This is a genomic window from Candidatus Latescibacter sp. IFSED24 (assembly GCF_058273205.1).
In genome coordinates, this window is sequence record NZ_CM177850.1 from 2,442,751 (window position 1) to 2,468,711 (window position 25,961).

Consider the following 25,961-nt stretch of genomic DNA (forward strand, 5'->3'; position numbering starts at 1 on the left):
CGGATCCGCCAGGGTCAGACAGCCGGGCTTTCGTCCGGTTGGACGGGCCTGGTGATCAGCCGGGTCAACGCCACCACCAGCTCGGTCCGGTCGTAGGGTTTGGCCAGGTAGCCCGTGGCCGGTTCGGCCAGCAGATCCTGCGCCCGCGCCGATGCGTCGTAGCCGGAGCACAGGAGCACCGGCACGGTCGGGACCAGATCGCGCAACACCGTGAAGGTGGCGAAACCGTCGCGACGGGGCATCACCAGATCGAGGATCACGGCATCGAAGGGAACCTCCGTGCGCCGGAGCTGGGTCTCGGCGTCGAGGCCGTCGCACGCGGTCGCCACCGTGCAGCCGAAGCGCTCGAGGACCTTCCGCGCCAGCTCGCGGAGGTCGGACTCGTCCTCCACCAGCAGGATGCGCCGACCGGCGAGGAAATCGGGATCGGGCGCCGGCGCGGACGGCGCCGGCGCCGGCTCGGTGCTGGTCATGGGCAGGAGCACGCGGAAGGTCGTCCCGGCGTCAGGCTCGCTCTCCACCTGGATGGTGCCGCCGAGCGCCTGCACCGTGGCGTAGGCCACGGCCAGCCCGAGTCCGGTTCCCTCCCCGACCTCCTTGGTGGTGAAGAACGGCTCGAAAAGATGTTCGCGCACCTCGGCAGACATGCCGCAACCGGTATCCGCGACCATCAGCTCGATCAGGTCGCGGCCAGCGAGCACCCCCTCGGACCCTTGACGATTGGCGGTGCGGATGGTGAGGGTCCCGCCCTGCGGCATGGCGTCGCGGGCGTTGATGACCAGGTTCATGAGTGCGCTGCTGAACCGAGACGCATCGCCCAGCACCCTGCAACGTTCAGCTTCGAGGCGGATGTCCAGGTCGATGCCGCGGTCCAGGCTGTGGCCAAGCAGGATCGACAGTTCGTCCACCACCCCGTGCACGTCGATGACCGTGGCGAGGGTCGGCTCACGACGGGAGAAGACCATGAGCTGCTGGGTCAGTTCGGCGGCGCGACGGCTCGCGGTGCGGATCCGCCTGACGTCATCCTCGAGCTGCTCCTGTCCGGCGACGCCCTCGACCAGGAGTTCAGCCGAGCCCATGATCGTCATCAGCAGGTTGTTGAAGTCATGGGCGATTCCGCCGGCGAGCCTGCCTACCGACTCGAGCTTCTCAGACTGGCGCAGCCGTGCTTCCAGTTGCAACCGTTCGGTCACGTCGCGCAACACGGCCACCACGCCCAGCGGTCCGTCCCCGCCCGGGATCAAGGTGGCGCCCGCCTCGATGGTGACGAGGGCGCCGCTGCGCGCCCGCAGCCAGGTGTCGTGCTCGAGATGCACCGTCTCACGGGTCGCGGACACCTGCTGGAACAGGCCGGTCCGGCCCTCTCCTGTCTCGTGATCCACCAAGCTCACCACCGTGTCCAGCGGCTGGCCCATGGCGTCGGCAGCCGGCCAGCCGGTGAGCTGGCAGGCGACGGGATTGACCCGGACGATCCGGCCGCGGTGATCGGTGGCGATGACGGCCTGGTCGATGGCATCGAGGGTGGCGGCCAGCGAGCGCCGGCTGCTCGCCAGCTCGTCGTTGGCCGCGGCCAGCCTTTGCGCATGGGCGCGGGCATTGTTCAGGAAGACCAGGAAGAGCGGCAAGATGGCCAGGAGCAGGATCGTGGCGCTGACCAGCGAACGCAGGGCACGATTCAGCAAGGCCTGGTCCAGCCTGGCGGTCTCGTACTCGGCGCAGGCCAGGTAGCGGCGACCACCCGGCGACGTCTGCGGCAGGAACACCGCACGAAAGGTGCCCCAGCGGTCGGTGAAGGTCGTGAAGACGGGTTCGCGGCCGTTAGCCGCCTCCTTCTCGGCGGCGTTGACGTCGCCATAAGAGGTGTAGTAGTCGGTCTCGAGCCCGGGTTCGTCCGACTGTTCGGTGCGGTTGCAGGCGGTCAGGAAGAACTGGCCGTCGACCTCCACATCGGTCCAGGCGTAGCGGACGCCGGTGACCGCGGCGTATTCGGTCAGGGCCAGCTGGTTCCGCCGATCCTCGGCAGGGTCGATGGCCTCGGGACCGGTGGCGCGATCGTGGAAATCGGCGGGCAGGACATGGGGCACGCCCACTGCCACCACCAGCAGGCGCTGGTCCACCTCGGCGATCATCTGGGCATGGTTCTGCCGATATTCGCCATAGATCACCATGGCGACCATGACGAGGTAGAAAACGGCAGCACCTAGCAGCCAGCGATTGACCCGACCATTCAGCAGCACCTCGCGGCCTTTCGCCTGGTCGGCAGCCCCCAGGGCAGATTAGAGGTTGGCGGGGAGCCTGGCAACAATCCTGTTGCTCACCAGCTCTTCAGCCAGTGCCCCAGCCCGACTCCCACGAATGTGGCCACGGCGTAGCCCAGCGTGCCGCAGAGGATCGCGGGCAGCACCAGGGCTTGCCAGCGTCGTGCCGCGGCCATGGCTGCGGCGGTGGTCGGGCCGCCCATGTTGGCATTGCTGGCGATGACCAGCTCGCGCAGGTCCAGTCGCAGCGCGCGGCCCGCCGCCAGCAGCACGACCAGATGCACGGTCAGGATGAGTGCCGCGAACACGAACAGCACCGGTCCCACCCGCATCACCACCGCCACGTTGGCGCTGGCGCCGATCACGGCGAAGAAGATCTGCATCAGGAACATGCCGAGGGTCTCGGCTCCCTGCAGGCAGGCCAGGCGACCCGGCATGGTGGTGGCCAGCGTCACGGTCAGTGCGGTCAGGACCAGGACGCCCCCACCACGCCAGCCGACGAGGTCGGCCAGGAAGAAGCCCACTGCACAGAGCGTGGCCGCGAGGGCCAGCGCACTGGCGGCCGGCAGCAGCGACGGCAAGGCGGGGGCTGCATGATCACCCGAGGCGTTGGCGTCGCGCGTGGCCCCGGCCACCGCTGCCCGATGTGGGAATCGGACACGCAGCCAGCGCCATTCTGGCAGGGCGAAGAGCACGAGGAAGTAGAGCGCCATGACCAGATTGTCGGCCGCCACGCCGGCGGTGAGCAGGTCGCCCGTGCGCAGGCCAACCGCCTCGGCTGCCGCGGCGTAGTTCATGGAACCGCCCACGTAGGTGGCCGAGAAGATGGCCGCCAGCTGCCAGCCGTGTTCACCCAGGGGAACCACGCGGAACGCCAGCATGGTGCCCAGGACGGTGCCCGCGCCCCCGATGACGAAGGCGAGGAGCGTGGGGCCGGCTTCCCGCAGGATCCGGCGCAGATCGGCCCGCAAGAGAAGCAGGGGAATGGCCAGGGGCACGAGGTACGACCAGGTGACGTCGTAAGGGGCGGCCCCGGCGGCGGGCAGCACGCGCAGGTTCGAGAGCATGAACGTCGCACCCATGGTCACCAGGCAGCCGGAGAGCCGAGCGCCCCAGCGTGTGCGTTCGGACCAGATGCCGAAGGCCGCCGCGGCGAGCAACAGTGCCCAGACAGCCCAGTCGGCGCTGGCAGGGATGAGCGAAGTCATTCAGGTCTCCCGGGAGAAGTGCTGGCCAGTCTTGGGAGGCCCAGTCTAGGGGCGGCGAAGGTCGAACTCCAGGCCCAATCGGCAATTGTGGACTTTTTGTGCTGAAATTATCCCATCAGTGTGATTTCAGGTCCCGAAATTCATTCTTACTGCTATCCCCTGGCATCCAGCCAGGTGACTCGGTAATTCATCGGGAGGTCTACCATGACCCTTACCAAGACCCTGACTGCCGTGGGCCTGCTCTGCCTCGTCTTGCCCGCTGCGGTCCTGGCCCAGACCGAGCTCGAGCGCAACGTCGTCGCCGGTGGCGGCGGCACTGCGGGTTCGGCTGGGCACGCCCTGACATTCACGGTCGGCCAGGCCGCCGTGGGTCCGGTCAGCGACGGCGCGTATGACCTGGCCATCGGCTTCTGGCACCGGCTCGCGGGCTCCACCCCCGTCCTCGGGGATCTACCCGCCGTGTTCGGTCTCGACCAGAACTATCCCAACCCCTTCAACCCCATGACCGTGATCCGCTTCGCGTTGCCCGAGGCGCAGCCTGTGCGCCTGGCGATCTACAACGTGCGCGGCCAGCGCATCCGCCTGCTGGTGGACGAGGAGCGCCCGGCCGGACGGCACGAGGAGGTCTGGGACGGCGCCGACGACCATGGTCGCGGCGTGGCGTCCGGCACCTACTTCGCCCGGATCGAATCCAGCGCGGGCGTGCTCACACGCAAGATGCTGCTGGCCCGCTAGTGAACTGTGACCACTGACCTGACTGCGATCCCTCGATCGCCCGGAGGATAGAAATGCGACTGGTTACCATGATCTGCCTGATCGCCCTCATCGCCGCCAGCGCGGCCTGGGCCTACGCTCCCCCCGCCATGACCTTCCAGGGTCGCGTCACCGAGGCCGGCGGCGCGGCCGTCCCCGACGGCAACCACAGCATCACCTTCCGCATCTATGACCAGATCAGCGGCGGCGCGCCGCTGTGGAGCAGCACCCGCAACGTCAACGTCCAGAACGGCATCTTCTCGGTGGTGCTCGGCCAGAACACACCGCTGACCCTGCCCTTCGACGAGCCCTACTTCATCGGCGTCCAGTACGAGGCCGAGGCCGAGATGACCCCGCGCGTGCCGCTGACCTCGTCGCCGTTCGCGCTCGGCGTGAGCGAGGACGCCGCGGTCACCGCGCTCAACGGGCGCACCGGCGAGATCCAGCTCCTCGCCGGCGCCAACGTCACCATCACGCCCGTGGCCGCCGGCTTCATCATCTCCGCCACCGGCGCGGTCTCCGACAACGACTGGAATGTTGTCGGCAACGACATGTACTCGCTGCCCTCGGGCAACGTGGGCATCGGCCAGATGACGCCCGCCAGCAAGCTGCACGTGGGCGGCGACGCCACCCTGGGCGCCTCGGGCGCGCCAGGTTCGCTCTTCGCGTACAACAGCGGCACCTCGGTCACCTCGCTCTTCGGCGGCAGCTACTCGAACGAGGGTTCGCAGATGGCGATCCGCGACGAGGTGGGCAACACCTACATGGGCGCCCAGCCCGACATCGACGGCACCGGCGGCTTCTTCTGGGTCCAGAACGGCAACTTCAGCAGCGCCATCCAGATCGACGGCAACTACATCGGCACCGGCGACCCGCGCATCACCATGGTCGGCAGCGGCTCTTCGGCAATCATCAATCTCGGGGAGAGCGGGAACAGCGCGGTGCAGCTGCCCGGCAGCAGCATCTCGGCGGTCGAGATCCTCGACGAGCCCGGCCTGGCCTCGCTCAACGCCCACGGCAGCTCGTCCTACCCGGTCCAGGACTCGTATGCCGTGGTCACCTCGCGCACCATCAGCGCGCCCACCGACGGTTTCATCCTGGCCATGTGCTCGCTGGAGATCGACCTGCGCCACGAGGGGTCCAGCTCTTCGTACGTGACCGCCGGCCTCTCGCTCACTCCCAACACCGTCGACAACAACCAGGACCTGAGCTACTACCTGCCCGCCAATGCCGCCACCGGCATCTACCTCAATCCCAGTACGCCAACGGCGGTCTACCCGGTGACCGCGGGCAACCACACGGTGTACCTCAACGCTCGCAAGGTCGGCACCAGCACCTCGTTCATCTGGGACACCCAGCTCAACCTGGTCTTCATCCCCACCGCCTACGGTTCGGTGGCGCTCAGCGCCGGATTCGACGGCGGCGACCAGTTGAGCAACACCAGCCAGTCGCCGGCTCTAAGCAGTGGCGACATCGCCGCCGAGCAGCGCGCCTCGATCCAGGCCAACGACGATCGGGTGGCGCGTGAGCTGGCCGACCTGAGGGCCCAGATCCAGGCCCTGCAGCAGGAGATGAGTGTTCGCAACGGCGACCCGGGTGTGACCACCCGCTAGCTGGGACCGCGTGCGAGCATCCACTTCCCACTTGGAGTCCGCATGCAGGGAGCCGCGCCGCTGGTGGCGCGGCTCCTCTCATGTCCGCCATCCCTAGGCCGCCAGCGCGCGCTGTACAGCCACCCACAGGCTGGCGCTCCCCAACACCACGAAGACGTGCCAGATGGCGTGGTTCCAGGGCAGCCGCTTCCAGAGGTAGAACGCCACGCCTCCGGTGTAGAAGCCGCCGCCAGCGGCCATCCAGAGCAGGGTCGTGCGGTCGAAGATGGCGAGCAACGGCCTGAGCGCCACGACCACCAGCCAGCCCATGAGCAGGTAGATGGTGATGGAGAGCCACTTGAAACGCCGTGCGGTGGCCACGTCGAGGACCAGGCCGGTCAGCCCCAGCACCCAGACCACGCCCAGGAGCCACCAGCCCCAGGGTCCGCGCAGGGGACCGAGGCAGATCGGCGTGTAGGTGCCGGCGATGAGCAGGTAGATGGCGGCGTGGTCGATCCGTTTGAGCACCGCCTTGGCCTTCGGCGCAGTGACGGCGTGGTAGAGCGTGGACGCCAGGTAGAGCAGCACCAGGGTGGCGCCGAAGATCGCCGCGCCCACCATCTCCCAGGTCTCGCCACGCGCGGCCGCCTGCATCACGAGCACCACCAGGCCGACCACGGCCGCCAGGCAGCCGATGCCATGCGTCACCGCGTGGGCGACCTCCTCGGCGGTGGAATAGTAGCCGCCGCGATGCGGTGCGAGGTTTCTCCTCATGAGGCCGGCTCGATGCTGTCGGGACGTGGCACGAGAACCTCCCGGCGGGTGGCGCTCCCACCGAACGGTGTTTCAATTGTCTGGACCAGGCCAGGATAGGGCCTGCCATGCCCCCTGCAAAGCGAGCTTTGAAGCGATGACACCGAACGCCCCCGAGAACTGGTTCGAGGACATCTACGCCGGCAGCGACACCACGGGCCAGGGCGTTCCCTGGGCCAAGCTCGTGCCCGCGCCGCTCCTGGTCCGCTGGCTCGACAGTGCACCGCCCCGCCGCCCCGGCGAGAGGGTACTCGTGGTGGGTTGCGGCCTCGGCGACGACGCCGCCGAGCTGGCGCGTCGCGGCTACCGGGTCACGGCCTTCGACGTGTCGGCCAGCGCCATCGACCTCGCCCGCCAGCGCTTCGCCGACCTCGCCGTCGAATGGCATGTGGCCGAGCTCTTCGCTCTGCCCGCCGCCTGGCGGCAGGCCTTCGACCTCGTGGTCGAGCATCGCACCATCCAGTCGCTGCCTCCCGAGTGGCAGGCCCGCGGCATGGCGGCCATCGCCGCCTGCGTCGCGCCCGCCGGCCAGCTGCTGGTGATCGCCGACCTGCGGCCGCGCGACAGCGAGCCCGACGGTCCGCCCTGGCGGTTGCGGCCCGGGGAGCTGGATGCCTTCCTCGGCGCCGGCCTCCGCCGCCTGGAGTCCCGCGAGAGCCGCGTGCCCCACGACCGGGACCGGTCACGGTTGGTCCAGGTCTACGCCAGAGCTGCCGCTGGCCAGGATGATGCCGCCGCGGTATGCTGACCGCTCGTCGCGCGACCCTCGTCCGGGAGCCACCCATGCGATCATGGATCCTGCTGCTGCCGGCCCTGGTCCTGGCCTGCGGCTGCAGCATCGACCACAGCCTGCATCCGGGGCCCGCCAACGTCAGCACCAGCTTCGCCGCGCCGCCACCCCCCGCAAGCGCTCCCGACAGCCTGCTGGTCGTGAGCTACAACATCCAGTTCAGCAAGCACGTCGACCTCGCCCTCGACGACCTGCACCGCATCGGCCTGTATTCCCCCGACATCCTGCTGCTGCAGGAGATGACTCCCGAGGGGGTGGACACCATCGCCCGCAGCCTGGGACTGAACGCGGTCTACCAGCCCGCCGCCATCCATCCTCACCACCAGAAGCTCTTCGGCAACGCCATCCTCTCGCCCTGGCCCATCACGGCGCACCGCATGGTGGTGCTGCCCAACCCCCATCCGTGGTCAGGCCAGCAGCGCATCGCCGTGGCCTGCGACCTCGACATCGCCGGCCGGCCGGTCCGCGCCATCAGCCTGCACCTCGCCACCGCCGTGGTGACGTCCCCGCAACGCCTGGAGCAGGCTGCCGCCGTGGTCGACAGCCTCGTGGCGGGATGGACCGGCGCCGTGGTCCTCGGCGGCGATTTCAACTCCTCCACCACCCCGAACATCCGCGCCCTGCGCAAGCTCTATCGCCATCGGGCGCGCCTGCTGCCGGTCTACCAGCCCTCGGGCTGCACCGTGCGCTGGAACATCGGACGCCCACTTGGCGCCGGCTGCCGGCTCGATCACCTGTTCCTGCGCGGCCTGCAGGCGGGACCTCGCGGAGTCGGCCGCCAGGCCCTGGCCAGCGACCACTACCCGATCTGGGCCCGCGTCGGCTGGGAGGCGAGCCGCTGAAATCCGGACCTGCCCCCTGGTTCGATCCCGGACACGTTGGTATCCTGATGGCTTGCCGCTCTACCCAGCCTCCTCGACCAAGGACGTACCGATTCCATGACCCCCAGCGATACGCCCCTCACCGACGCCCTCGCCGGCCGCGCCAAGTTCCTCGGCTTCACGCATGGCTACTGGATGCTCAACGGCATCGAGATGTTCGAACGCCTGGCCTACTACCTGGTCCGCTCGGTGGTGGCCCTCTACATCATGCAGGCCGACGACCCCCACGGCCTGCACTTCACCGCCGCCGACAAGGGCATGATCTACAGCCTCTGGTTCATCTTCCAGTCGCTGCTGCCCACGTTCACCGGCGGCTATGCCGACCGCTATGGGTACAAGAAGACCCTGGCGTTCTCCATCACCCTGAACATCCTGGGCTACGTGCTCATGGCCACCCAGACCTCGCTGGAGGGCTTCACCTTCGGCGTGGTCGTGCTGGCCACCGGCACCGCGTTCTTCAAGCCGTCGCTCCAGGGTTCGCTGGCGCAGAACGTCACCAGCCAGAACTCCTCGCTGGGCTGGGGCATCTTCTACTGGGTGGTCAACGTGGGCGCGGCCGCCGGCCCCATCCTGGCCAACTTCGTGCGCACCGAGATGAGCTGGACCGCGCTGTTCCTGACGGCCGCCGCCATCACCTCGCTCAACTACCTCATGCTCTTCACCTTCAAGGACTTCGCCTCGGGTGCGGACAAGACCGAGGGCCCCGCCAAGGTGATGGTCCGCACGCTGAAGAACCTGGCCGATCCGCGGCTGGTGACCTGGCTGCTGATCATGAGCTGCTTCTGGCTGATGATGTACACGCTCTGGGACCTGCAGCCAAACTTCCTCACCGACTGGAACGATTCGAGCGACGTGGCCGGCTTCTTCCGCAACTCGTTCTTCCCGGACCAGTGGACCGTGCAGACCGACCGCGGGCTGATGGTGCCGCAGGAGATCCTGCTGAATCTGAACGCCGCGCTCATCGTGCTGCTGATGATCCCCATCTCGTGGGCGGTGCGGAAGCTGCGCACGCTCGAGAGCATGGTCATCGGCATGACCATGGCCACCGCGGGCGTGATCGTCGCCGGATTCACCAACGTGGGTGGGATCTTCCTGCTCGGCGTGGTCGGCTTCTCGCTGGGCGAGATGCTCACCGGGCCGAAGAAGAACGAGTACCTCGGCCTCATCTCGCCACCGGGCAAGAAGGGCCTCTACCTGGGCTACGTGAACATCCCCGTGGGGCTCGGCGGCTGGATCGGCTCGTCGCTCCAGGGCTACGTCTACGGGCACTTCGGCGAGAAGGCCGTGCTGGCCCAGAAGTACCTCTGCGATAAGACCGATTTCCTGCAGGGCAAGGTCTGGGACGGCCACGTGGGCAGCCTCGAGCAGGTCACGGGCATCGCCCGCACCGAGGCTTTCGTGAAGCTGCAGGAAGTGACAGGACTGGACCCCGTGCAGGCCACCGAGCTACTCTGGAACACGTATCACCCGCAGCTGTGGGTGTGGATCCCGTTCGCCAGCATCGGCGTGGTGGCCATCGTCGCGCTGGTGGTGTTCGCGCGGATGGCGCGCCGGTGGAACGACATGAACGTCTGATCGGACGGTGACGGATGCAAGGTCGGCGAGGCTGGGTGATCTGGGGCGTGGGCGCTTACGTGGCGATCCTCGTCGCGGTGGCCGCCGGCCTCTATCTTCTCTACGGCGCCGCCCGTGAACACCTCGACGAGGCACTGGGCCAGCGCCTGCTCGCGGTGGCCACCACCGCGGTCCACCTCGTCGACGGCGACGAGCTGGAGACCTGGGCCCTCGACCCCGAACCGTCGCTCGACCTGCTCTGGCTCACGAGCCGCCTCGAACAGATCCGCCGCGAGAACGACCTCGCCGAGATCACCCTCTGCGACCCCGCGGGCTTCGCCGTGATCTCGGCGACCGGACGGCTCGACCGCGGCGAGGTCAACGTGTTCTGGGAGCTCGACCGGCCCGCGGTGGAGCTGGCGGTGGAAGGCTTCCCCTCGGCCACGCGGCTCTATCGTTCACGGCAGCTCTTCCAGAAGTCGGCCCACGCGCCGGTGCACGACGCGCGGGGCACGGTGGTGGGGGTGCTCACCGTCGAGGGCGACGCCGACTTCTTCGACGCCCTGGCCAGCCTCCGCGCCGGCGCCCTGGCCACCGGACTGACGGTGCTGGCCCTGCTGGCGGCGCTCGGCCTGCTGATCCACCGCACGAGCCGCGCCCTCGAACGCTACCGCGCGGCCAGCCTGCGCCAGGAGAACCTGGCGGCCATGGGTCGGATGACCGCGGGCATCGCCCACGAGATCCGCAATCCGCTGGGCATCATCCGCGGCGCCGGCCAGCACCTCGCCCGCGTCCTCGAGCAGCACGGACTCCACGACGAGACCACGACCTTCATCCCCGAGGAGGTCGACCGCCTCGACCGCATCCTCACCGGCTACCTGGCCTTCGGCACCGACACCGCCAGCGAACCCGAACCGGTGGACCTCGGCCCGCTGGTGCGCCGGACGCTCCGCCTGCTCGACGATGACGCGGTCGACGTGGTCGAGCCCCTGCCGGCCGCGCCGCTGGTGGGCGACCCGCGCCGCCTGCAGCAGGTGCTGCTGAACCTCCTGCTCAACGCCCGCGACGCCATGCCCGACGGCGGCCGCATCACCGTGGCGCTCGCCGCGGGCCGGGACCAGCATCGCCTGACCATCTCGGACGAGGGCCCGGGCCTGCCGGCCGGCGATCCCGACCGCTTCTTCGATCCGTTCTGGACGACCAAGGACAAGGGCAGCGGCCTGGGATTGGCGGTCTCGCGCCGCATCGCCCGGCAACACGGCGGCGACCTCCGGCTCGGCGACCGCGCCGACGGCCGCGGCGCCACCGCGACCCTCACCCTGCCGGCCGCCAACGCGAAAGGATGACCGTGGGCAAGATCCTGCTGGTGGACGACGAGGCCAAGCTCGTCACCCTGCTCAAATCGGCGCTGGAATACCGCGGCCACACGGTCACCGGTGTCAGCGAGGGCCAGGCCGCCCTGGACCTGGTGGACTCTGAACGCTTCGACCTGGTCCTGACCGATCTACGCATGGAGCCCGTGGACGGGCTCACGGTGATCGCCGGGGTCAAGGAGCGGTCGCCCGAGACCATGGTGGTGGTGCTCACCGCCTATGGCGCCGTGGCCACCGCGGTGGAGGCTCTGCAGAAGGGCGCCTACCACTACCTCACCAAGCCCATCAACTTCGACGAGGTGGCCCATGTGGTGGAGAAGGCGCTGGGCGAGGCCGCGCTCGAGCGCGAGAACCGCGCGCTGCGCCAGACGGTCCAGAGGCTCGCCGGCGACCAGGGGCTGATCGGCGAGGCCCCGGCCACGGTGCAGCTGCGCGAGCTCATCGCCAAGGTCGCCCCCAGCGAGGCCACGGTCCTGATCCGCGGCGAGAGCGGCAGCGGCAAGGAGGTGGCCGCCCGGGCGATCCACACCGCGAGCACGCGCGGCGCCGGCCCGTTCGTGGCGGTCAACTGCGCGGCCATCGTCGAGTCGTTGCTGGAGAGCGAGCTGTTCGGGCACCGCAAGGGCGCGTTCACCGGGGCCGACAGCGATCGCGAGGGCCTGTTCGAGGCCGCACGCGGCGGCAGCCTCTTCCTCGACGAGATCGGCGAGGCCGGCGCCGCGATCCAGGCCAAGCTCCTGCGCGTGCTCGAGGAGCGCAAGATCAACCGCGTGGGCGACCCCCGCGAACGCGAGGTCGACGTGCGGGTGCTGGCCGCCACCAACCGGCCGCTCGAGCAGGCGATCCAGGAGGGCCGCTTCCGCGAGGACCTCTACTACCGGCTGCTGGTCTTCCCGGTGGACGTGCCGCCGCTGCGCGACCGGACCGACGACATCGCCGTGCTCGCCAGCCATTTCCTGACCCGTTTCGGCCGGCCCCGCCAGTCGCTGTCCGCGGCGACCCTGCAGCGGCTGCGGGCCTACCCCTGGCCGGGCAACATCCGCGAGCTGCGCAATCTCATGGAGCGCGCGCACATCCTCGCCGGCCGTGACCGCATCGCCGACGAGCATGTCCAGCTCGACGTGGGCCAGGGATCACGGCGGACCGGCGACGCGAACGACGTCGTGGGTGGCGATCTGAACCTGGACAGCAACGCCCGGCGCCTGATCCGCGCGGCCATCTCCCGCGCCGGCGGCAACAAGACGCTGGCCGCCCGCATGCTCGGCATCACCCGGCGCACGTTGTATTCGCGGCTGAAGCTCCTCGGTCTGGAAGAGGAATTCGGCATCAGCGACGAGGAGTGAGGTCCCCGGACCGTACCTCGAGGTACGCGAACGGTCCCCGCGAGGGCGCTTCCCGCCGCGAATCCGGTTCCGCCGGTCGCCGCCAGGATGCTCAACCCGTTGCCGCGGAAGCCCTTGCACCTCGAACTGGCAGGATGGCACGGCCCCTGCAACAATCGGGCACCGGTCCGAGACATTTCCGACCGGCTCCCTTGATGAGGAAGGTCGCCATGAACACCACGCCACGACAGCTCAACCCGGGACCGCGATCGCTCCTGCCGGTCCTGGCCTTCGTCTTCCTGCTGGCAGTGACCCTCCTGTCTGCCCCGCCCGCCGCCGCCCAGCACGACGATGTCCAGTCCTACATCGAGCGCACCGGTGAGCTCCTCGAGCTGGCCAACGACGTGGTCGGCGAATCGAGCAATCAGCAGGCACGCCGGGTGATGATCGACGCCAACGACCTGCATCACCGCTCGCTCCTGATGCTCGAGCAGGGCAACTGGCGCGCGGCGCTCAACTTCTCGCAGCGCGCGCGCAAATCCGGTCAGCACGCCGTGCGCATCGCTCGCGAATCGCAGAGCCAGGAGAACCGCGTGCGCACCCGCCTGGAACGCTACGGCGAGTTCCGCGACCAGATCCTCGACCGGGCCCGCGAGGCCAACGACGAGCTGGCGCTGCGCTTCGTGCGCGAGTCGGAGAAGCAGGCGCTGCGGGCCACCGACCAGTATCGCCAGGGCAACCACAGCATGGCCGAGCAGCTGATCAAGCCCGCCGAGGCGCTGCTGGCGCGGGCTGCCCGCCTGCTCTTCGAGGGCGCGGGCACCGGCCGTCTCGATCAGGAGATCGAGCGCACGCGGGAGTTCATCGAACGGACCGCCACGCGGCTGGCCGAGCAGGGCGGCGACGACGCGGCGGCCCAGGACCTGCTGCGAAGCGCCCGCGAAGCCCTCGAACGGGGCAGCGGATTCCGTGACCGCGGCCAGCCCGTGCGGGCCTTGCAATCGCTGCGTCTGGCCCGACGTCTCGCCAGTCAGGCCGCCACATCGGCCGGCGGCGAGCTCGGCAACGAGACGGTCCAGCAGCAGCTCGATCGCTGGGATGACCGTTACGAGAGGGTGGCCGAGGAGGTCCGGGAGGCGGGTTCGCGTCCCGCCGAGCAAGCGCTCGAGAGGGCCCGTCACCACCGCGAGAACGCCGGCCGCCTGCTCGACGGCGACCAGCCCGAACAAGCTCTCCGTCAGATCAAGGCGGCCTTCGACCTGCTCAACGAGGCGAGTGAACTGGCCCGGTGATCACCACGAGACAGCAGCCGAGCGGCCTGGCGGCGGTCCTGATCGGGTCCGCCGCCATCGCCATGCTCGCCGGTCCGCTGACGGGCAGTGCTTTCGCCCAGGGCACGAGCTGGAATCTCCAGCTGTCCACGGGCATCGACACCTACCTCAACAAGTACTATCTGGCCGAGGACGACACCACGGAATCGGTCGCCGAGTACAACGTGGCCGCCACGCTGGAGGGCCGTTCGGCCCGGCGCACGCATCACCAGTGGCACCTGCGCACCGATATCTCGTACGGGACCGAGCTGCTGCGCGAACTGCTCGACGCCAGCTACCGCTGGCGACCCGACGCCGGCGACCCCCGCCTGCGCCTCGACCTGGTCGGGTACGGTCGGCAATACCAGCGCGATACCAGCTACTCGCTCTCCAGCGACAACCTCGAGGGCCGCGCCGAGTTGCGGGCCTACCCCTGGTACACCCGGCGGACCGTGCTCGATCTGCGCCTGTCCGGTCGTCTGCTGGATTACGCCACGCCGTCGACCCTGGAGCAGGACTTCCAGCAGCACCGCTTCGGCGCCTTCCTGCGCTCGCGTGACGATTTCGAACGGAACTGGCGGGTGGGCGCCCAGCTTGGCGCGCGCGCCTATCCGGACTCCGCGGCCCTCGACCGCGATTTCTACGTGGTCGAGGGGGATTACAACCGCACGGGCGACGAGCTGGACCTGCACGCCTATCAGCGCAGCGAACGCCGCCTCCTCGCCGATGAGACCGCGCGCCCCTCGGCCTGGTCGCACTGGACGGAGCTGAACCTGGCGCTTCCCGCCGGCCAGGGCCGGGTGGTGGTGGAGGCGACCAGCGAGATCTGGAACTACGACCAGGAGTACGGCGCCTACTACGATTCCTGGCGCCTCGACGGCGGCCTGGGCTATCGCTGGGGCGACGTCCTCGGCCCGACCTGGAAGCTGCTCATGGCGGTGGAGAACCTGTCGGCCGGCGACTCGCCCGAGGCCTACACCCAGGCGAGCCTGCACGGCAGCTTCGAGAGCTATGCGTACCCGTTCACCGGAGTGATCAGCCTGGGCCTGGGCCAGCGCTGGTACACCGACCAGGACACTGCCGGCGAGGACGCCGACGATCTCTACGACGTGACGCTCGACTACTCGGACTTCAGCTACGTCGAGATCTGGATCATGGCGAACTGGGCACTCAGCCAGCATTTCGCCCTGGACCTCATCGCCAATTACCAGCCCGAGAGCCATACCGAACAGACCGACGACATGGTCGTGGGTTATGGCAGCCTGCGGCTGATCTGGCGTCCCTGACTGCCTGTACCGGGCTGTGCCGGCAGTGTCCTGTCAGGTACACATTCTCGCGGCCAACCCTCGCCATAAACACCCTAAGCAAATGAATTAATGTCTTTTACGTGAATAATTCTGGTTTGGTCCCGCCCGTGCATCATCCCCATCGAGTGCGTGACATCCCCACCCCTGCTCCACGACGAACCGGGAGGACCCGACATGAAGAATCCGAGGATCCTGTTCACCATCGCCCTGGCCGGCCTGCTCGCGCTGGGCCTGGTCGGTTGCAGCGACACCGACAGCGGTCCCGTCGCCGGCAGCCAGACCGGCACCGACGACTACACCGCCATCGACTTCGACGAGCCCTACGGCGGCCTGACCAAGAGCGACGAAGAGCCGTCGTTCGGCGACCCGTATCTCGAGCTGGCCGAAGCGGAGGCTGCCCTGGAAGAATACGACGACGAGTACGCGAACGACCCCGAGGTCCAGCGGCTCATCGCCATGGGCCAGGCGCCCGGCGACCCCAATGATCCGGCGCGCCCCCGCTTCACCTTCCTGCGCATCCTCTGGGGCGATCTCGACGGCGCGGTGGACCAGGCCGGCCGCGCCGATGACGGCGAAGCGGTCGACTGGTCCGGCCTGCTGCGCGTGGACCGCGGCCACGTCCTGATCCGCCGCGTGATCAGCTTCGAGCGCCCGGGCGACTCCATCGTGCGCCCGCGTCCCGACCGGCACACCGTGGCCTGGTTCAGCCACACCGGCGGCCATTACGACGGCCTGCTGATCCAGATCGTCGAACCGCCGCACAACGGCAACGGTGACGGCGAGGGCGACGGCGGCGCGGTGCCCGAGGAGCCCAACGTCCTGCACTTCGAGACCATGGCCTTCAGCCAGGACTTCGTCATCGACGAACTGGCCGGCCTGGACGAGCTCTACGACGTGGAGCCCGCGGGCAACGCCATCCACTTCACCGGCTTCACCCTGAGCGATCTCGACGACTGCCCCAAGGGCTTCCTGTCGGGCATCTGGCGCGACGACCCCGAGAACGACGAGATCGGCGGCACCTTCCGCGGCCGCTGGGTCAGCGTGCTGGGCGCCAGCCGCGGCAGCATCCAGGGCGCCTACGGGCTGAACGAGGACGGCGAGCGGGTGTTCTTCGGCAAGTACATCGCACGCAACGGCACCTTCCTCGGCCTGCTTGCCGGCACCTGGCAGCCGCGCGAGGAGACCGGCCACGGCGAGTTCCAGGGCCACTGGATCAACAACGACGACACCGTCGAGGGCGTGCTCGGCGGCCGCTGGCTCGACCTGCCCGTCCGGCAGGGCGGTTTCTTCCAGGGACGCTGGGCCTCCGACTGCGACGAGGAAGCGGTGGAGGAGATCGGCACCTGACCGCCACACCATCCCGGCGCTCACCGGACCGGGCCCGCTCTCCAGGGAGCGGGCCCGGTGCTTGAGTCCCGGCCCACCCACGCCCGATCTTGACGCCTTGAGCCCGTCTCGCGATACTGTCAAACCCGTGTCGATTCTCGCCAGCAAAAGGAAGGCCGACCCATGTCCAAGCATCTCGACATCCTGCTGCTCCTGGCCCTGCCCGCCAGTGGCAAGAGCGAGGCCCGCACCTACCTCGCCAGCCTCAGCCCCGAGGAGTGCGAGCAGCACTTCGGCATCGGCCACACCGTGCAGCTGGACGACTTCCCCTACGTGCACCTCATGCGCCGGATCAGCGACGAGATGACCACCCGCGGCCACGAGGGCCCCTACTTCCGCAGCGCGGCCCTGCCGTTCCGTGAGCCGCTGGACTGGGGCACCCTGATCGAGCTGATGAACGAGGACTACCGCGACCTGGTGAACCAGCACCAGCCCGAGCCCGAGAGCGCCGCGCGCTGGATCTTCGACCGCTTCGACCGCGCCCGCGGCGTGGTGGGCGCGCCGCTGGTCTTCGCGGACCTGGACCCATCGCTGGTCGGGGAACTGGCCACGGCCCTGGAGGACGAATGCCGCGACCTGCTGGTGAAGAAGAACGCCGAGCACCCCGACACCCTCGAGGGCAAGACCGTGGTCATCGAGTTCGCCCGCGGCGGCGCCGACCAGTCGCCGCTGCCGCTGGTGGCGCCCTACGGCTACCGCTACAGCCTGGCGCAGCTCGCGCCCGAGATCCTCGACAAGGCAGCCATCCTCTACATCTGGGTCACGCCCGAGGAGTCGCGCCGCAAGAACCTGCACCGCACCGACCCGAACGACCCCGGCAGCATCCTCAACCACGGTGTCCCGAACGCCGTGATGTACGGCGACTACGGCTGCGACGACATGCAGTGGCTGCTGGACGATTCGGACCGACCGCACACGGTCAAGGTGGAGCGGGACGGGCGGACCTGGCATCTGCCGGTGGGACGCTTCGACAACCGCGAGGATCTGACCACGTTCATCCGTGACGATCTCGGCCACTGGCAGCCGGCGGACGTGGCGAAATTGCGCGCGGGGATGGAGGACGCCTTCCGCAAGCTGCACGAGGCGCGGCAGGGCTGAGGCCGCCCGACTTCCTCACCATCCAACCTCGAGGGCCTGCCGGCGACGGCGGGCCCTCAGGCCAACCGCGAGATCATCAGGCCCAGGAATCCCAGCAGGAACAGGAACCAGCCCCCCGCCTTGACCGCCTTGCCGCGGCCGAGCGGGTTGGCCTGCTCGGGCCACGTCGCCGCGGTCCGTGTGGTGCGGCGGGCCTTGCCGGTCATCTGGGTGCCGAGGATCGCGATGAGGGAGCCGATGATGATCAGGACCGATGACGGGAGTATGAACTCGTCCATGCAAGCCATCCGGTTCGGCCGCAGAGCGGCTCATCGCGCGGCGCGAGCGGTCCCCACGACCCTCGTGCCAGGCCCCCTGCAGGACGTCGGTCTCCAGGGGGTGGTGTGCATCCGGCCAGCGATCCAACGACCGCTGAGCCGCCGACACCGGGCAGGCTATGCAAATGATAGACCATCGGTCGGCCGAGGGAAAGTTCCGGTCCTGTCATGAGGTTCGATGAGCTGATTTGCAGGAGGAAGGGGCCGGTTGGGTGTGCCGGCACACGTATTAAAGATATTCCTCATGCCAGAAATCGCTGCAGGTTGACAGATCCTGCATCTCGTCTCCGTACGAGGACGGGCCGGTACCCGAGCCAGCAGCCTGAGGGCCACCCGATTATCGGTCGAGATGACGCGGGCGAAACTCGCAGGACTCGACCATTGCCGGGCCGCGAATCCATGGCTACATTCAGGCGCCTCGGCACACGATCGTGCCTGCGATCACGACCCCTTCGACGAGGTGTCACCATGGGAGTCTCGTTGCCCCGGGGCTATCGCCCCTCCCCGGACGAGCCCTTCATGAACGATCTCCAGCGGGAGTTTTTCCGCCGCAAGCTGCTCGCCTGGCGCGACGAGCTGCTCGAGGACTACCACGAGACCCGCGATCATCTCGGCAACAGCGAGCGCCTGGCGGGCGACGAGATCGACCTGACCGCCGGCGAGACGGATCGCGCCCTGGAGCTCCGGCTCCGCGATCGGGAGCGCAAGCTGATCACGAAGATCGACGAGGCCCTCGAGCGCCTCGCCGAAGGTACCTACGGCTACTGCATGGAGACCGGCAAACCCATCGGCCTGGCCCGTCTGGAGGCGCGCCCAACGACCTCGCTGTGCATCGAGGCCCAGGAAGCGCACGAGAACCGCGAGGCGCTGCGGGGTCGCGACGAGGAAAGGGACGACGACTGACGGGACGGGGCCGGCGCCGGGCCGGCTCCCCGAACCCCACGATCACCGCCGGACGGAAACCCCCGCCCCACCCACCGACCGCGCCCTCTCATTCCCCCCAGTGCAGCGACAGCAAGAGCGCCGGTCCGAAGCTCGACCCCAACCACACCCAGGCTATGGAAATGACGTTCAAGATCAGGTCGTCGCTGGTGACCACCCGCAGGGAAGCCGCTCACCCCTGAAGCTTTTGCCAGCGGCAACGTCATCATGGGGGCCAACCAGTGCAGGGGTATCCAGGCGAAACGGTACCGCTGGCCTTCTCGGCTCAGATTGCATGGCCCCCCTGGTAGCGTGGACTGATCAGTTCGTAGGTCACGGGCTGAGCAGTCAGGAGTGTTACGAGCGCTCCTCTAACCCGGAGGTATCCAGCCATGTCCCAGGCTACCTGGATCGGACTCGACGTGCACGCCGAATCGATCACCGCCGCGATCCTCGTCGGCGACGCGCAGGACGCCGAGGTCGTCACCCTCCCCGGTGAATTGAACAAGGTCCGCCGCCTGTTCCACCGGCTCGCCGAGCGCGGGACACCCCGCGCCTGCTACGAGGCCTCCAGTGCCGGCTGCGTCCTGCAGCGGGTGCTGGCCAGGCTCTACCGCAGCGGCCATCTGATAGCCGTCCACGTCCCGACTGAGCACCTTGAGGCCCTGCGACGACTGCTGCGTCTGCGCACCGCCTATCTGACCAGCGAGATCTTCCTCGTCACCACGCCGTTGTCGGTCGACAGGCGAACGAGGTAGGTGCCGGAGGGCAGGGCACGACCGTTCCAAGACACAACGTGCGCACCGGCTGCGTACATGCCGGCCGTCACTTCGGCCAATCGCCTGCCGCCGATGTCGAAGATCGACAGCTCGATCCTCCCGGCGACCGCCAGGACGAATCGGATCTCCGTCCATGGATTGAAGGGATTGGGTACCGCTTCCAGACCCAGGTTCATCCTCGGCGCGCGGGCAACCACGGATGTCGTGTTGCCCTGCTGCTCGTAGGTGAACCCTGGCACCGTGGCCAGCCGCGCCTGGAACTCCTGCGCGGCGCCGTCAGCGAGGAAGAGCACAGCGCTCGTCCAGGGTTCCAGAAGAAGCCAGACCAGATCTTGCTGTGCTTGCCTCGAGATGTCCGCGGAACAGAACTCGCCCAGTTCACAGATGAAGCTGTACGCGTGGAACTGGCAATGGCTGGCTCCGGCAATGGTCACGTGCGTTCGCCAACCGCCGGCCAGGCTATCGTACATCGGGATCTGATGATCAGCGGGCGGCGTGACGCAGTCATTGGTTCCCGAGAAGATCAGGACGTCGCGGTCGATCAGACCGCAGGCAGCGATGGCCGACGGATCCGTTTCGCTTGCCGCCAAGTTCGCGGCGGCGGTGATGGTGGGGTCGCTCGCCGCCGCGAGGAAGCTACAGCCGCCACCCATGCTGTGGCCCATGACGAGGTTTCGCGAACCCATGCGATCGAAGAAGGGCGAATCGACATCGAAGTCCGCATCGCGGAGAGCATGCGCCAGGAACGCAAGATCATCGCCGAACTCCGCGTGATCCGGAAATAGCTCGCTTGCGGTTCGGGGGAGAGCAACGACGCAACCCGCGGCGGCCAGCTGCTCGGCGATCCAGGAGTAGCTGCTTGTCGGAATCAAGTAACCGTGACCGAAAGCCACGGGCGAGCTGGGCATCCACGTGATCCCGCCCCGCAACCGCGCCCCCGTCGCCCAGACCGACTGGTACTACACGCCGGCCGGGACCGAGCTCTCGGTGGCCGGGGCGCTGGGGCTGCTCCGCAACGACATCGATCCAGACGGCGACGCGTTCGTGGTGACCTCCATCGAGGCTCCAGATCACGGCACGCTCAACATCGCGACCGACGGCTCCTTCAGCTATACGCCGGACCAAGGCTACACCGGAGTCGAGGTCATGGAATACAACTTGGTCGACGACCAGGGGACCCCGGGCGATCAGCTGGGCGAACTGCGCATTCTGGTCGGGGTCTACGGCGACATCGTCAGCGGCGGACGCGTGGCCAGTGGCGTCTAGGTGGCCGAACTCCGCTCCGGGCCAGATCGGGCGGTGCAGAAGGTCACGATGTTAAAATAGTCCGTCCCTCTTCCCTCCCACAGCCCGGCTGTCGAGTCCACCAGGACGAGACAGCCGGGCTTCTTGCTGGGCTAGGGTCATCGTTCAGAGCCGGGAGCGCCGTTCAGATAATTGGGCGCAAGCGACAGGGATCGGGGCGACCACGCTGGATTGAAGGGTTGCAGGGCACCCGAGGAGGACCGTCACTCCGGGAAGCCGATTCTACGCAGCATTGCCAGGTAGCGCGGATCGTCTCGTACGGTGTCGAGCTGATGGGCCATCTTCAACCAGAAAGACCAGGGATCGCGCTCGCGGTAGGCCTTCTCAAGGAATTCAAACGCCCGATCCAGGTTCCCCAGGCCCAGTTCGATGACCCCGAAATTGTGGGATCCCACCTGGCGCTGTCGGGAAATCTCTCGCAGGCGTGCCAGGACCGCGAGTGCCTTATCGCGCTGCCCGGATCGACCATAGGTGTATCCAAGGACGAGATGGGCGTACGGGAAGCCCGGGTCCGTCTCCAGCACCTTCAGAACGCATTCCTCCGCTTCTGCATAGAGGCCAGCGTCGGCATAGACCTGGGCGAGCTGATTCCGCGCCTGGGGAACATCGGGGTGGCGGACCACGGTGCGAGAAAAGGAAGCGATCGCCTCGTCGTGACGACGCGCGAAATTCAGCGTGATCCCCTCGATCCCCGCGATGCCGGGGCAGAGCGGATCCAGGGCGACACCCCGCCGTGCCTCTGCGATCGCCTCCTCGGTGCGCCCGACCCCGGCCAGGAGCAGCGAATACCAGGCTCGGGCCGTTCCCCAGGACGGATTGAGTTCGATGGCCCGCTGGAAATGCTGCTCGGCGGCGGTGAAGTCCCAGTCGTAGAAGGTGGTACACCAGCCCAGGGATGCGTGAGCGTCGCCGAGCGAATCGTTGAGTTCGAGGGCCTTCAACGCCGCCTGCTTCGCCCGGGGAAAACCGTCGTGTGGAGGCAAGAACTCGAAGTAACTCAGGACATTGAAACAGTCGGCGATGCCGACGTACGGTAGCGGATAACGGGGATCACGCTGGCTGGCCTGCTGGAAGAACTCGAGCGCCTTCTGCAGGCCGCCCTGGTAGCGGCGCCGGAAGAAGTGCCTTCCCTGCATGTACAGATTGTGTGCGAGAGCATCGCTCGTATACAACTTGACCAGCCGACCGGACCGTTCGTCCAGCATCTCCGCCTTGAGGTTCGCCAAGATGGCCCGGGCAAGGTCCTCCTGTACCGCTAGGACGTCCTGCGCCTCGATATCGAACGTTTCCGACCAGAACGGGAAGCCGTCTGACACTTGCGAGAGGCGTGCGGTAATCTTCAGCTGGTTCCCATTCCGCCGGATGCTGCCTTCGAGGACGTTTCCCACCTTCAGGCGCGCGCCGATCTGCCTGAGGTCCATGCCTCGCTTCACGACCTGCAGCGTGGACGTGTGCGCTGCCACCTTCAATCCCTCGACCTTGACCAGGGCGTTGATGAGTTCCTCGGCCAGACCGTCGCAGAGATGACCCTGGTTTTTCTCGGAACTGAGATCCCTGAACGGCAGCACGGCCACGGAGGGCAGCTCGCTACCTTCCAGCGCGCCGTTGCGAAGCTCCACCCCGAGCGCCCAGTCGAGCGCTTGCTCGAATTCGGCCGCCGAGGCAAACCGTTGCTCGGGGTTCGGAGAAGTGGCCTGATCGATGATCCGGATCAGGGCATCCGGCAACTCGGGCCTGAGCTGCCGGACCAGCCGTCGCTGTCCCAGCTGATGTGCCTCGCAGATCTCCGCCAGCGTCCTGCCTTGCACCGGATACAATCCCGTCACCAGGTGGTAGAGCAGGACCCCCAGATTATAGATGTCGCTCCGACGGCTGGCCTCGCTCCGCAGCAGAACCTCCGGGGCGGCGTAAAGCGGCGTCCCGCAAAGACCCACGGGGGTTTCACGGTCGATGTCGCAACTCACGCCGAAGTCCATCAGAACGGTACGGCCCTCTTCGTCCCGCATGACGTTGCGCGCCTTGATGTCGCGGTGCAGCACGCCGGCCTCGTGCAGCGCGGCCAGGGCCCGGCAGACGTCCCGGCTGACTCGCATGGCTTCCGCTGTCTCGAATGGGCCCAGATCGTCCAGCTCGTCGGCTAGGGTCCGGCCCTCGACCAGCTCCATCCAGATCCCGACCCGGCCGTCCCGTTCCTCGGCGCCGTAAACGGTGACCACGTTGGGGTGCTTGACGCGCGCCATCAGCCGACCCTCCTCGATCATGGTCGTGGAGGACCTCATCCGGCCGAGCCGTTCGGGGTCAAGGAGTTTCAAGGCGACCTGGCGGTCCAATCGGGGATCCCGGGCGCGGAAAACCTCGCCGAACACGCCCTCGCCAAGCTTCTCGATGATTTCCAGGGGGCCCCAATAGGCTGTGCCGCGAAGTGTGTCGGGAGTCTCGACCTCCGGCATGGCATGTTCGAGAGTCTGATAAACTTCCTGATGCGCCGAGATGTAGCTCGAGAGGACCTTGAGTTGGCGGACCACGGCGCGCTGAACGCGTGGCCCGCGACGCTCGACCTCCACCCAGTCGACGGCCCGGCCGGCATTGACCGCGTCGGCGATCTCCAGCAAGACGGCTTCGTCGCTCGCTTCAGAGGCCCGAGTCAAGGCAAGCCTCCCGGGTGCGACCTGGGGACATCTCTCGGCAACCGACCGGCACCGACTGCCAGACGACCCTCGTCCGCACCGGCCCGGCTGCCCCCCCCCTTGATCGCAGGGATTCTAACACGGATCGGGTCCGGTCCGAAGCATTCTGCCGTTGGTAAAGATGGACGCCGGATCATCGACTCCGAACATGAACGGTTGCACACATCAGAATGGAGGAAGGTCATGAATTCGATCAGAAATCCCCTGACGACTGTCCTGGTCCTTGTCGTCGCGCTGGCCGTGTCGCCGGCGGCGGCGACCACCTGGCACGTGCTGCCGGACGGGACAGGCGACTACCCCACCATCCAGGCGGCGCTTGACGCCTGCGCCGCGGCCGACACGGTCCTGGTCGCGGCCGGCACCTACTACGAGCACGTCGTCTGGCCGGCGACGCAGAGCCTCGTGCTGACGAGCGAGTCAGGACCGGAGTCGACCGTCATCGACGGGGGCGCCTCGGGGCGCGTCATCGACATGGTCGGGCCGCTGGATGAAACGACCAAGATCAGCCGCCTCACCATCCGGAACGGCTACCTCACGGGAACCGGGCCTGATGCGAGCGGAGCTGGCATCCGATGCAATCCCGACGCCTCGCCGACCATCGAGGGCAACCTCATCACCGGCAACACCATCAGCGCTGGCAATAACGCCGGTGGTGCCGGCATCGTCTGCCAAGCGGGCAGGGCGAGGATCCTTGCGAATACGATCACGGCCAATACCATCAATTCCGGCAACAGCGTGGTCGGCGCCGGTATCGCCCTGGACGGTACCGACGCATTCGTCGCCGGCAACATCATCACCGACAACACGATCGGCGCCAACGCGTCAAACGAGGCGGGCGGTGGCATCGCTGTCGTCGAGGGAGCCAGTCCCTGGATCGAAGACAACATGATCACCGACAATGTCGGCCGGCTGGCAGGCGGCGGAATTTATGTACACTCGGGGTGTGGGGGCAAGATCACCGGCAACACGATCGGGAACAATTCCGCGGAGAACGGCGCCGGCATCTGTCTGAGAAACTGCTGGACCGCGGTCACCGACAATGTCATCACCGGAAACGAGGCCAGCAACGATGGCGGCGGGATCAAGGTGCTCTACACGCTGATGATGGGCCAGCATTCCCTCTTCAGGGACAACGATATCCGCGACAATGTCAGTCCTCCGGGCACCGGCGGCGGCATCCATCTGGACGGTGCGTCATCGACCATCGAATCCTGCAACATCGAGGGCAACAGCGCCGGCATCTTCTGCTGCCCCCGGGATGGGCAGATCGCCAACCCCGCGATCCACGCCAATTACATCCACGGCAACCTCGAATTCGGGCTTGCAAACGTGGACGCGGCGGTCACGGTCAACGCCACCGACAACTGGTGGGGGCACGACAGCGGCCCCTATCACGCCACGCAGAACCCCGACGGAATGGGCGATAACGTGATCGGTGATGTGGCGTTCGATCCCTGGCTCACCGCGCCGTATTTCATGATGCTCGAGCCCGGAAACGAGAAGTGGTACGAGGACGTGGCCAATCCCGGAACGACGCTGCATGTCTATCCCGACGGGATGGAAGACGAGTGGACTCTCATGCACCACACGGCCTACGACGAGCACGGCGCCGTGACCTTCGACGCACGCGAGCGCATCCGGCGCGACGAGGAGGGAAATATCTGGCGTTTCGGCTGGATCGAGGCGACGTACAACCCCGCGGAACCGATTCTCTACGTCGATACGCCACTTTACGTCGGGCGGACCTGGACGTGCGTGAGCAACTACCTAGACGGTGACATCGAGCGCATCTTCACCTGCACCGCGGAGTCCACGCTTACCGTCCCGTACGGTACCGTCGACTGTTTCGTGGTCGAGATCGAGGCCCACCACTGGGATGGTTCCGTCCGGATGGTCCGTGACTGGTATGCGGACGGGATCGGTCGGATCAAGGAACAGAACGAGGGTAACAATACCGACTACGAGCTGGTCGCGACGGTGACCGCAGCGGAGGACTCTCCGGCGGCCGCCGCGGTGATCGGGTTGAGCGTCATGCCGAATCCCTTCAACCCGCGGACGACGGTGGAGTACGACCTGCCGCGCGAGCAGCACGTGACGGTCGCCGTCTACGACCTGTGCGGCCGGCGGGTGCGAGAGCTGGTAGCCGGCCTCCAACCTGCGGGACGACATCGGGTGACCTGGGACGGTGTGGATGCCGGGGGGCGGAGCCTGTCCTCGGGCGTGTACTTCGTCCGGCTCGTGGTCGACGATGACGTGCGGACGCGGAAGGTTTCTTTGATTCGTTGATGGTGCTGCGGCGAGGCCAGG

At 67.6% G+C, this 25,961-nt stretch carries 21 protein-coding genes; 15 read left to right on the forward strand and 6 right to left on the reverse strand.

All coding sequences use genetic code 11. The features are described from left to right. Positions 1-14: 14 nt before the first annotated feature. Entirely contained in the window at positions 15-2,237 is a 2,223-nt protein-coding gene (locus IFSED24_RS09770) for a hybrid sensor histidine kinase/response regulator (RefSeq protein WP_491331272.1), read from the reverse strand. 77 nt (positions 2,238-2,314) lie between these two features. Then, positions 2,315-3,466: a DUF819 family protein gene (locus tag IFSED24_RS09775; RefSeq protein WP_491331273.1), complete on the reverse strand. Its 1,152-nt coding sequence runs from the start codon at positions 3,464-3,466 to the stop codon at positions 2,315-2,317. Between the two features lie 204 nt (positions 3,467-3,670). Between IFSED24_RS09775 and IFSED24_RS09780 the strand changes: the two genes are divergently transcribed. Further along, a complete protein-coding gene (locus IFSED24_RS09780; protein WP_491331274.1) occupies positions 3,671-4,201 on the forward strand; it encodes a FlgD immunoglobulin-like domain containing protein in 531 nt (176 codons plus the stop codon). A 53-nt stretch (positions 4,202-4,254) separates the two neighbouring features. Then, on the forward strand, positions 4,255-5,832 hold the full coding sequence (locus IFSED24_RS09785; RefSeq protein ID WP_491331275.1) for a DUF8740 domain-containing protein: 1,578 nt from the start codon (positions 4,255-4,257) through the stop codon (positions 5,830-5,832). Positions 5,833-5,925: 93 nt separating this feature from the next. Here the strand turns inward: IFSED24_RS09785 and trhA are convergent, their stop codons facing one another. Then, positions 5,926-6,585, reverse strand: a complete 660-nt coding sequence (gene trhA / locus IFSED24_RS09790; RefSeq protein WP_491331276.1) for a PAQR family membrane homeostasis protein TrhA — start codon at positions 6,583-6,585, stop codon at positions 5,926-5,928. Between the two features lie 136 nt (positions 6,586-6,721). Here trhA and IFSED24_RS09795 point away from each other — a divergent pair, with 136 nt between their 5' ends. The 9 genes from IFSED24_RS09795 to IFSED24_RS09835 all read left to right on the forward strand — a co-directional run bounded on the left by IFSED24_RS09795 (position 6,722) and on the right by IFSED24_RS09835 (position 17,645). Beyond that, the gene (locus IFSED24_RS09795) at positions 6,722-7,372 is read left to right on the forward strand and encodes a class I SAM-dependent methyltransferase (protein WP_491331277.1); all 651 of its coding nucleotides are present in this window, start codon (positions 6,722-6,724) and stop codon (positions 7,370-7,372) included. 35 nt (positions 7,373-7,407) lie between these two features. Continuing rightward, on the forward strand, positions 7,408-8,256 hold the full coding sequence (locus tag IFSED24_RS09800; RefSeq protein WP_491331278.1) for an endonuclease/exonuclease/phosphatase family protein: 849 nt from the start codon (positions 7,408-7,410) through the stop codon (positions 8,254-8,256). Positions 8,257-8,352: 96 nt separating this feature from the next. After that, complete coding sequence (locus tag IFSED24_RS09805) at positions 8,353-9,870, forward strand: MFS transporter (RefSeq protein WP_491331279.1); 1,518 nt, start codon at positions 8,353-8,355, stop codon at positions 9,868-9,870. Between the two features lie 14 nt (positions 9,871-9,884). Continuing rightward, entirely contained in the window at positions 9,885-11,195 is a 1,311-nt protein-coding gene (locus IFSED24_RS09810; protein ID WP_491331280.1) for a sensor histidine kinase, read from the forward strand. Further along, entirely contained in the window at positions 11,192-12,565 is a 1,374-nt protein-coding gene (locus IFSED24_RS09815) for a sigma-54-dependent transcriptional regulator (RefSeq protein WP_491331281.1), read from the forward strand. The genes IFSED24_RS09810 and IFSED24_RS09815 overlap by 4 nt, the downstream gene beginning before the upstream one ends. A gap of 209 nt (positions 12,566-12,774) precedes the next feature. Then, positions 12,775-13,836: a hypothetical protein gene (locus IFSED24_RS09820; protein WP_491331282.1), complete on the forward strand. Its 1,062-nt coding sequence runs from the start codon at positions 12,775-12,777 to the stop codon at positions 13,834-13,836. Next, positions 13,833-15,140, forward strand: a complete 1,308-nt coding sequence (locus IFSED24_RS09825) for a hypothetical protein (RefSeq protein ID WP_491331283.1) — start codon at positions 13,833-13,835, stop codon at positions 15,138-15,140. The genes IFSED24_RS09820 and IFSED24_RS09825 overlap by 4 nt, the downstream gene beginning before the upstream one ends. A gap of 195 nt (positions 15,141-15,335) precedes the next feature. Continuing rightward, positions 15,336-16,508 carry a hypothetical protein gene (locus tag IFSED24_RS09830; RefSeq protein WP_491331284.1) on the forward strand — a complete coding sequence of 391 codons (1,173 nt, stop codon included), beginning with the start codon at positions 15,336-15,338 and terminating at the stop codon, positions 16,506-16,508. Between the two features lie 162 nt (positions 16,509-16,670). Beyond that, the gene (locus IFSED24_RS09835) at positions 16,671-17,645 is read left to right on the forward strand and encodes a hypothetical protein (protein WP_491331285.1); all 975 of its coding nucleotides are present in this window, start codon (positions 16,671-16,673) and stop codon (positions 17,643-17,645) included. Positions 17,646-17,701: 56 nt separating this feature from the next. Here IFSED24_RS09835 and IFSED24_RS09840 read toward each other — a convergent pair whose 3' ends face one another. Further along, the gene (locus IFSED24_RS09840) at positions 17,702-17,923 is read right to left on the reverse strand and encodes a hypothetical protein (protein WP_491331286.1); all 222 of its coding nucleotides are present in this window, start codon (positions 17,921-17,923) and stop codon (positions 17,702-17,704) included. Positions 17,924-18,430: 507 nt separating this feature from the next. Here IFSED24_RS09840 and dksA point away from each other — a divergent pair. After that, positions 18,431-18,865, forward strand: a complete 435-nt coding sequence (gene dksA, locus IFSED24_RS09845; RefSeq protein ID WP_491331287.1) for an RNA polymerase-binding protein DksA — start codon at positions 18,431-18,433, stop codon at positions 18,863-18,865. 410 nt (positions 18,866-19,275) lie between these two features. Beyond that, on the forward strand, positions 19,276-19,641 hold the full coding sequence (locus tag IFSED24_RS09850) for a hypothetical protein (protein ID WP_491331288.1): 366 nt from the start codon (positions 19,276-19,278) through the stop codon (positions 19,639-19,641). Here the strand turns inward: IFSED24_RS09850 and IFSED24_RS09855 are convergent. Then, positions 19,578-20,570, reverse strand: coding sequence for a poly(ethylene terephthalate) hydrolase family protein (locus IFSED24_RS09855; protein WP_491331289.1), 993 nt, complete (start codon positions 20,568-20,570; stop codon positions 19,578-19,580). The two genes, IFSED24_RS09850 and IFSED24_RS09855, sit on opposite strands and share 64 nt — an antisense overlap. A gap of 4 nt (positions 20,571-20,574) precedes the next feature. Between IFSED24_RS09855 and IFSED24_RS09860 the strand changes: the two genes are divergently transcribed. Continuing rightward, positions 20,575-20,928, forward strand: coding sequence for an Ig-like domain-containing protein (locus IFSED24_RS09860; protein WP_491331290.1), 354 nt, complete (start codon positions 20,575-20,577; stop codon positions 20,926-20,928). Positions 20,929-21,170: 242 nt separating this feature from the next. On the opposite strand, the gene IFSED24_RS09865 is transcribed toward IFSED24_RS09860, so the two are convergent. Then, positions 21,171-23,579 carry a protein kinase domain-containing protein gene (locus tag IFSED24_RS09865; RefSeq protein ID WP_491331291.1) on the reverse strand — a complete coding sequence of 803 codons (2,409 nt, stop codon included), beginning with the start codon at positions 23,577-23,579 and terminating at the stop codon, positions 21,171-21,173. Positions 23,580-23,837: 258 nt separating this feature from the next. Here IFSED24_RS09865 and IFSED24_RS09870 point away from each other — a divergent pair, with 258 nt between their 5' ends. Beyond that, complete coding sequence (locus IFSED24_RS09870; protein WP_491331292.1) at positions 23,838-25,940, forward strand: right-handed parallel beta-helix repeat-containing protein; 2,103 nt, start codon at positions 23,838-23,840, stop codon at positions 25,938-25,940. Positions 25,941-25,961 lie beyond the last annotated feature (21 nt).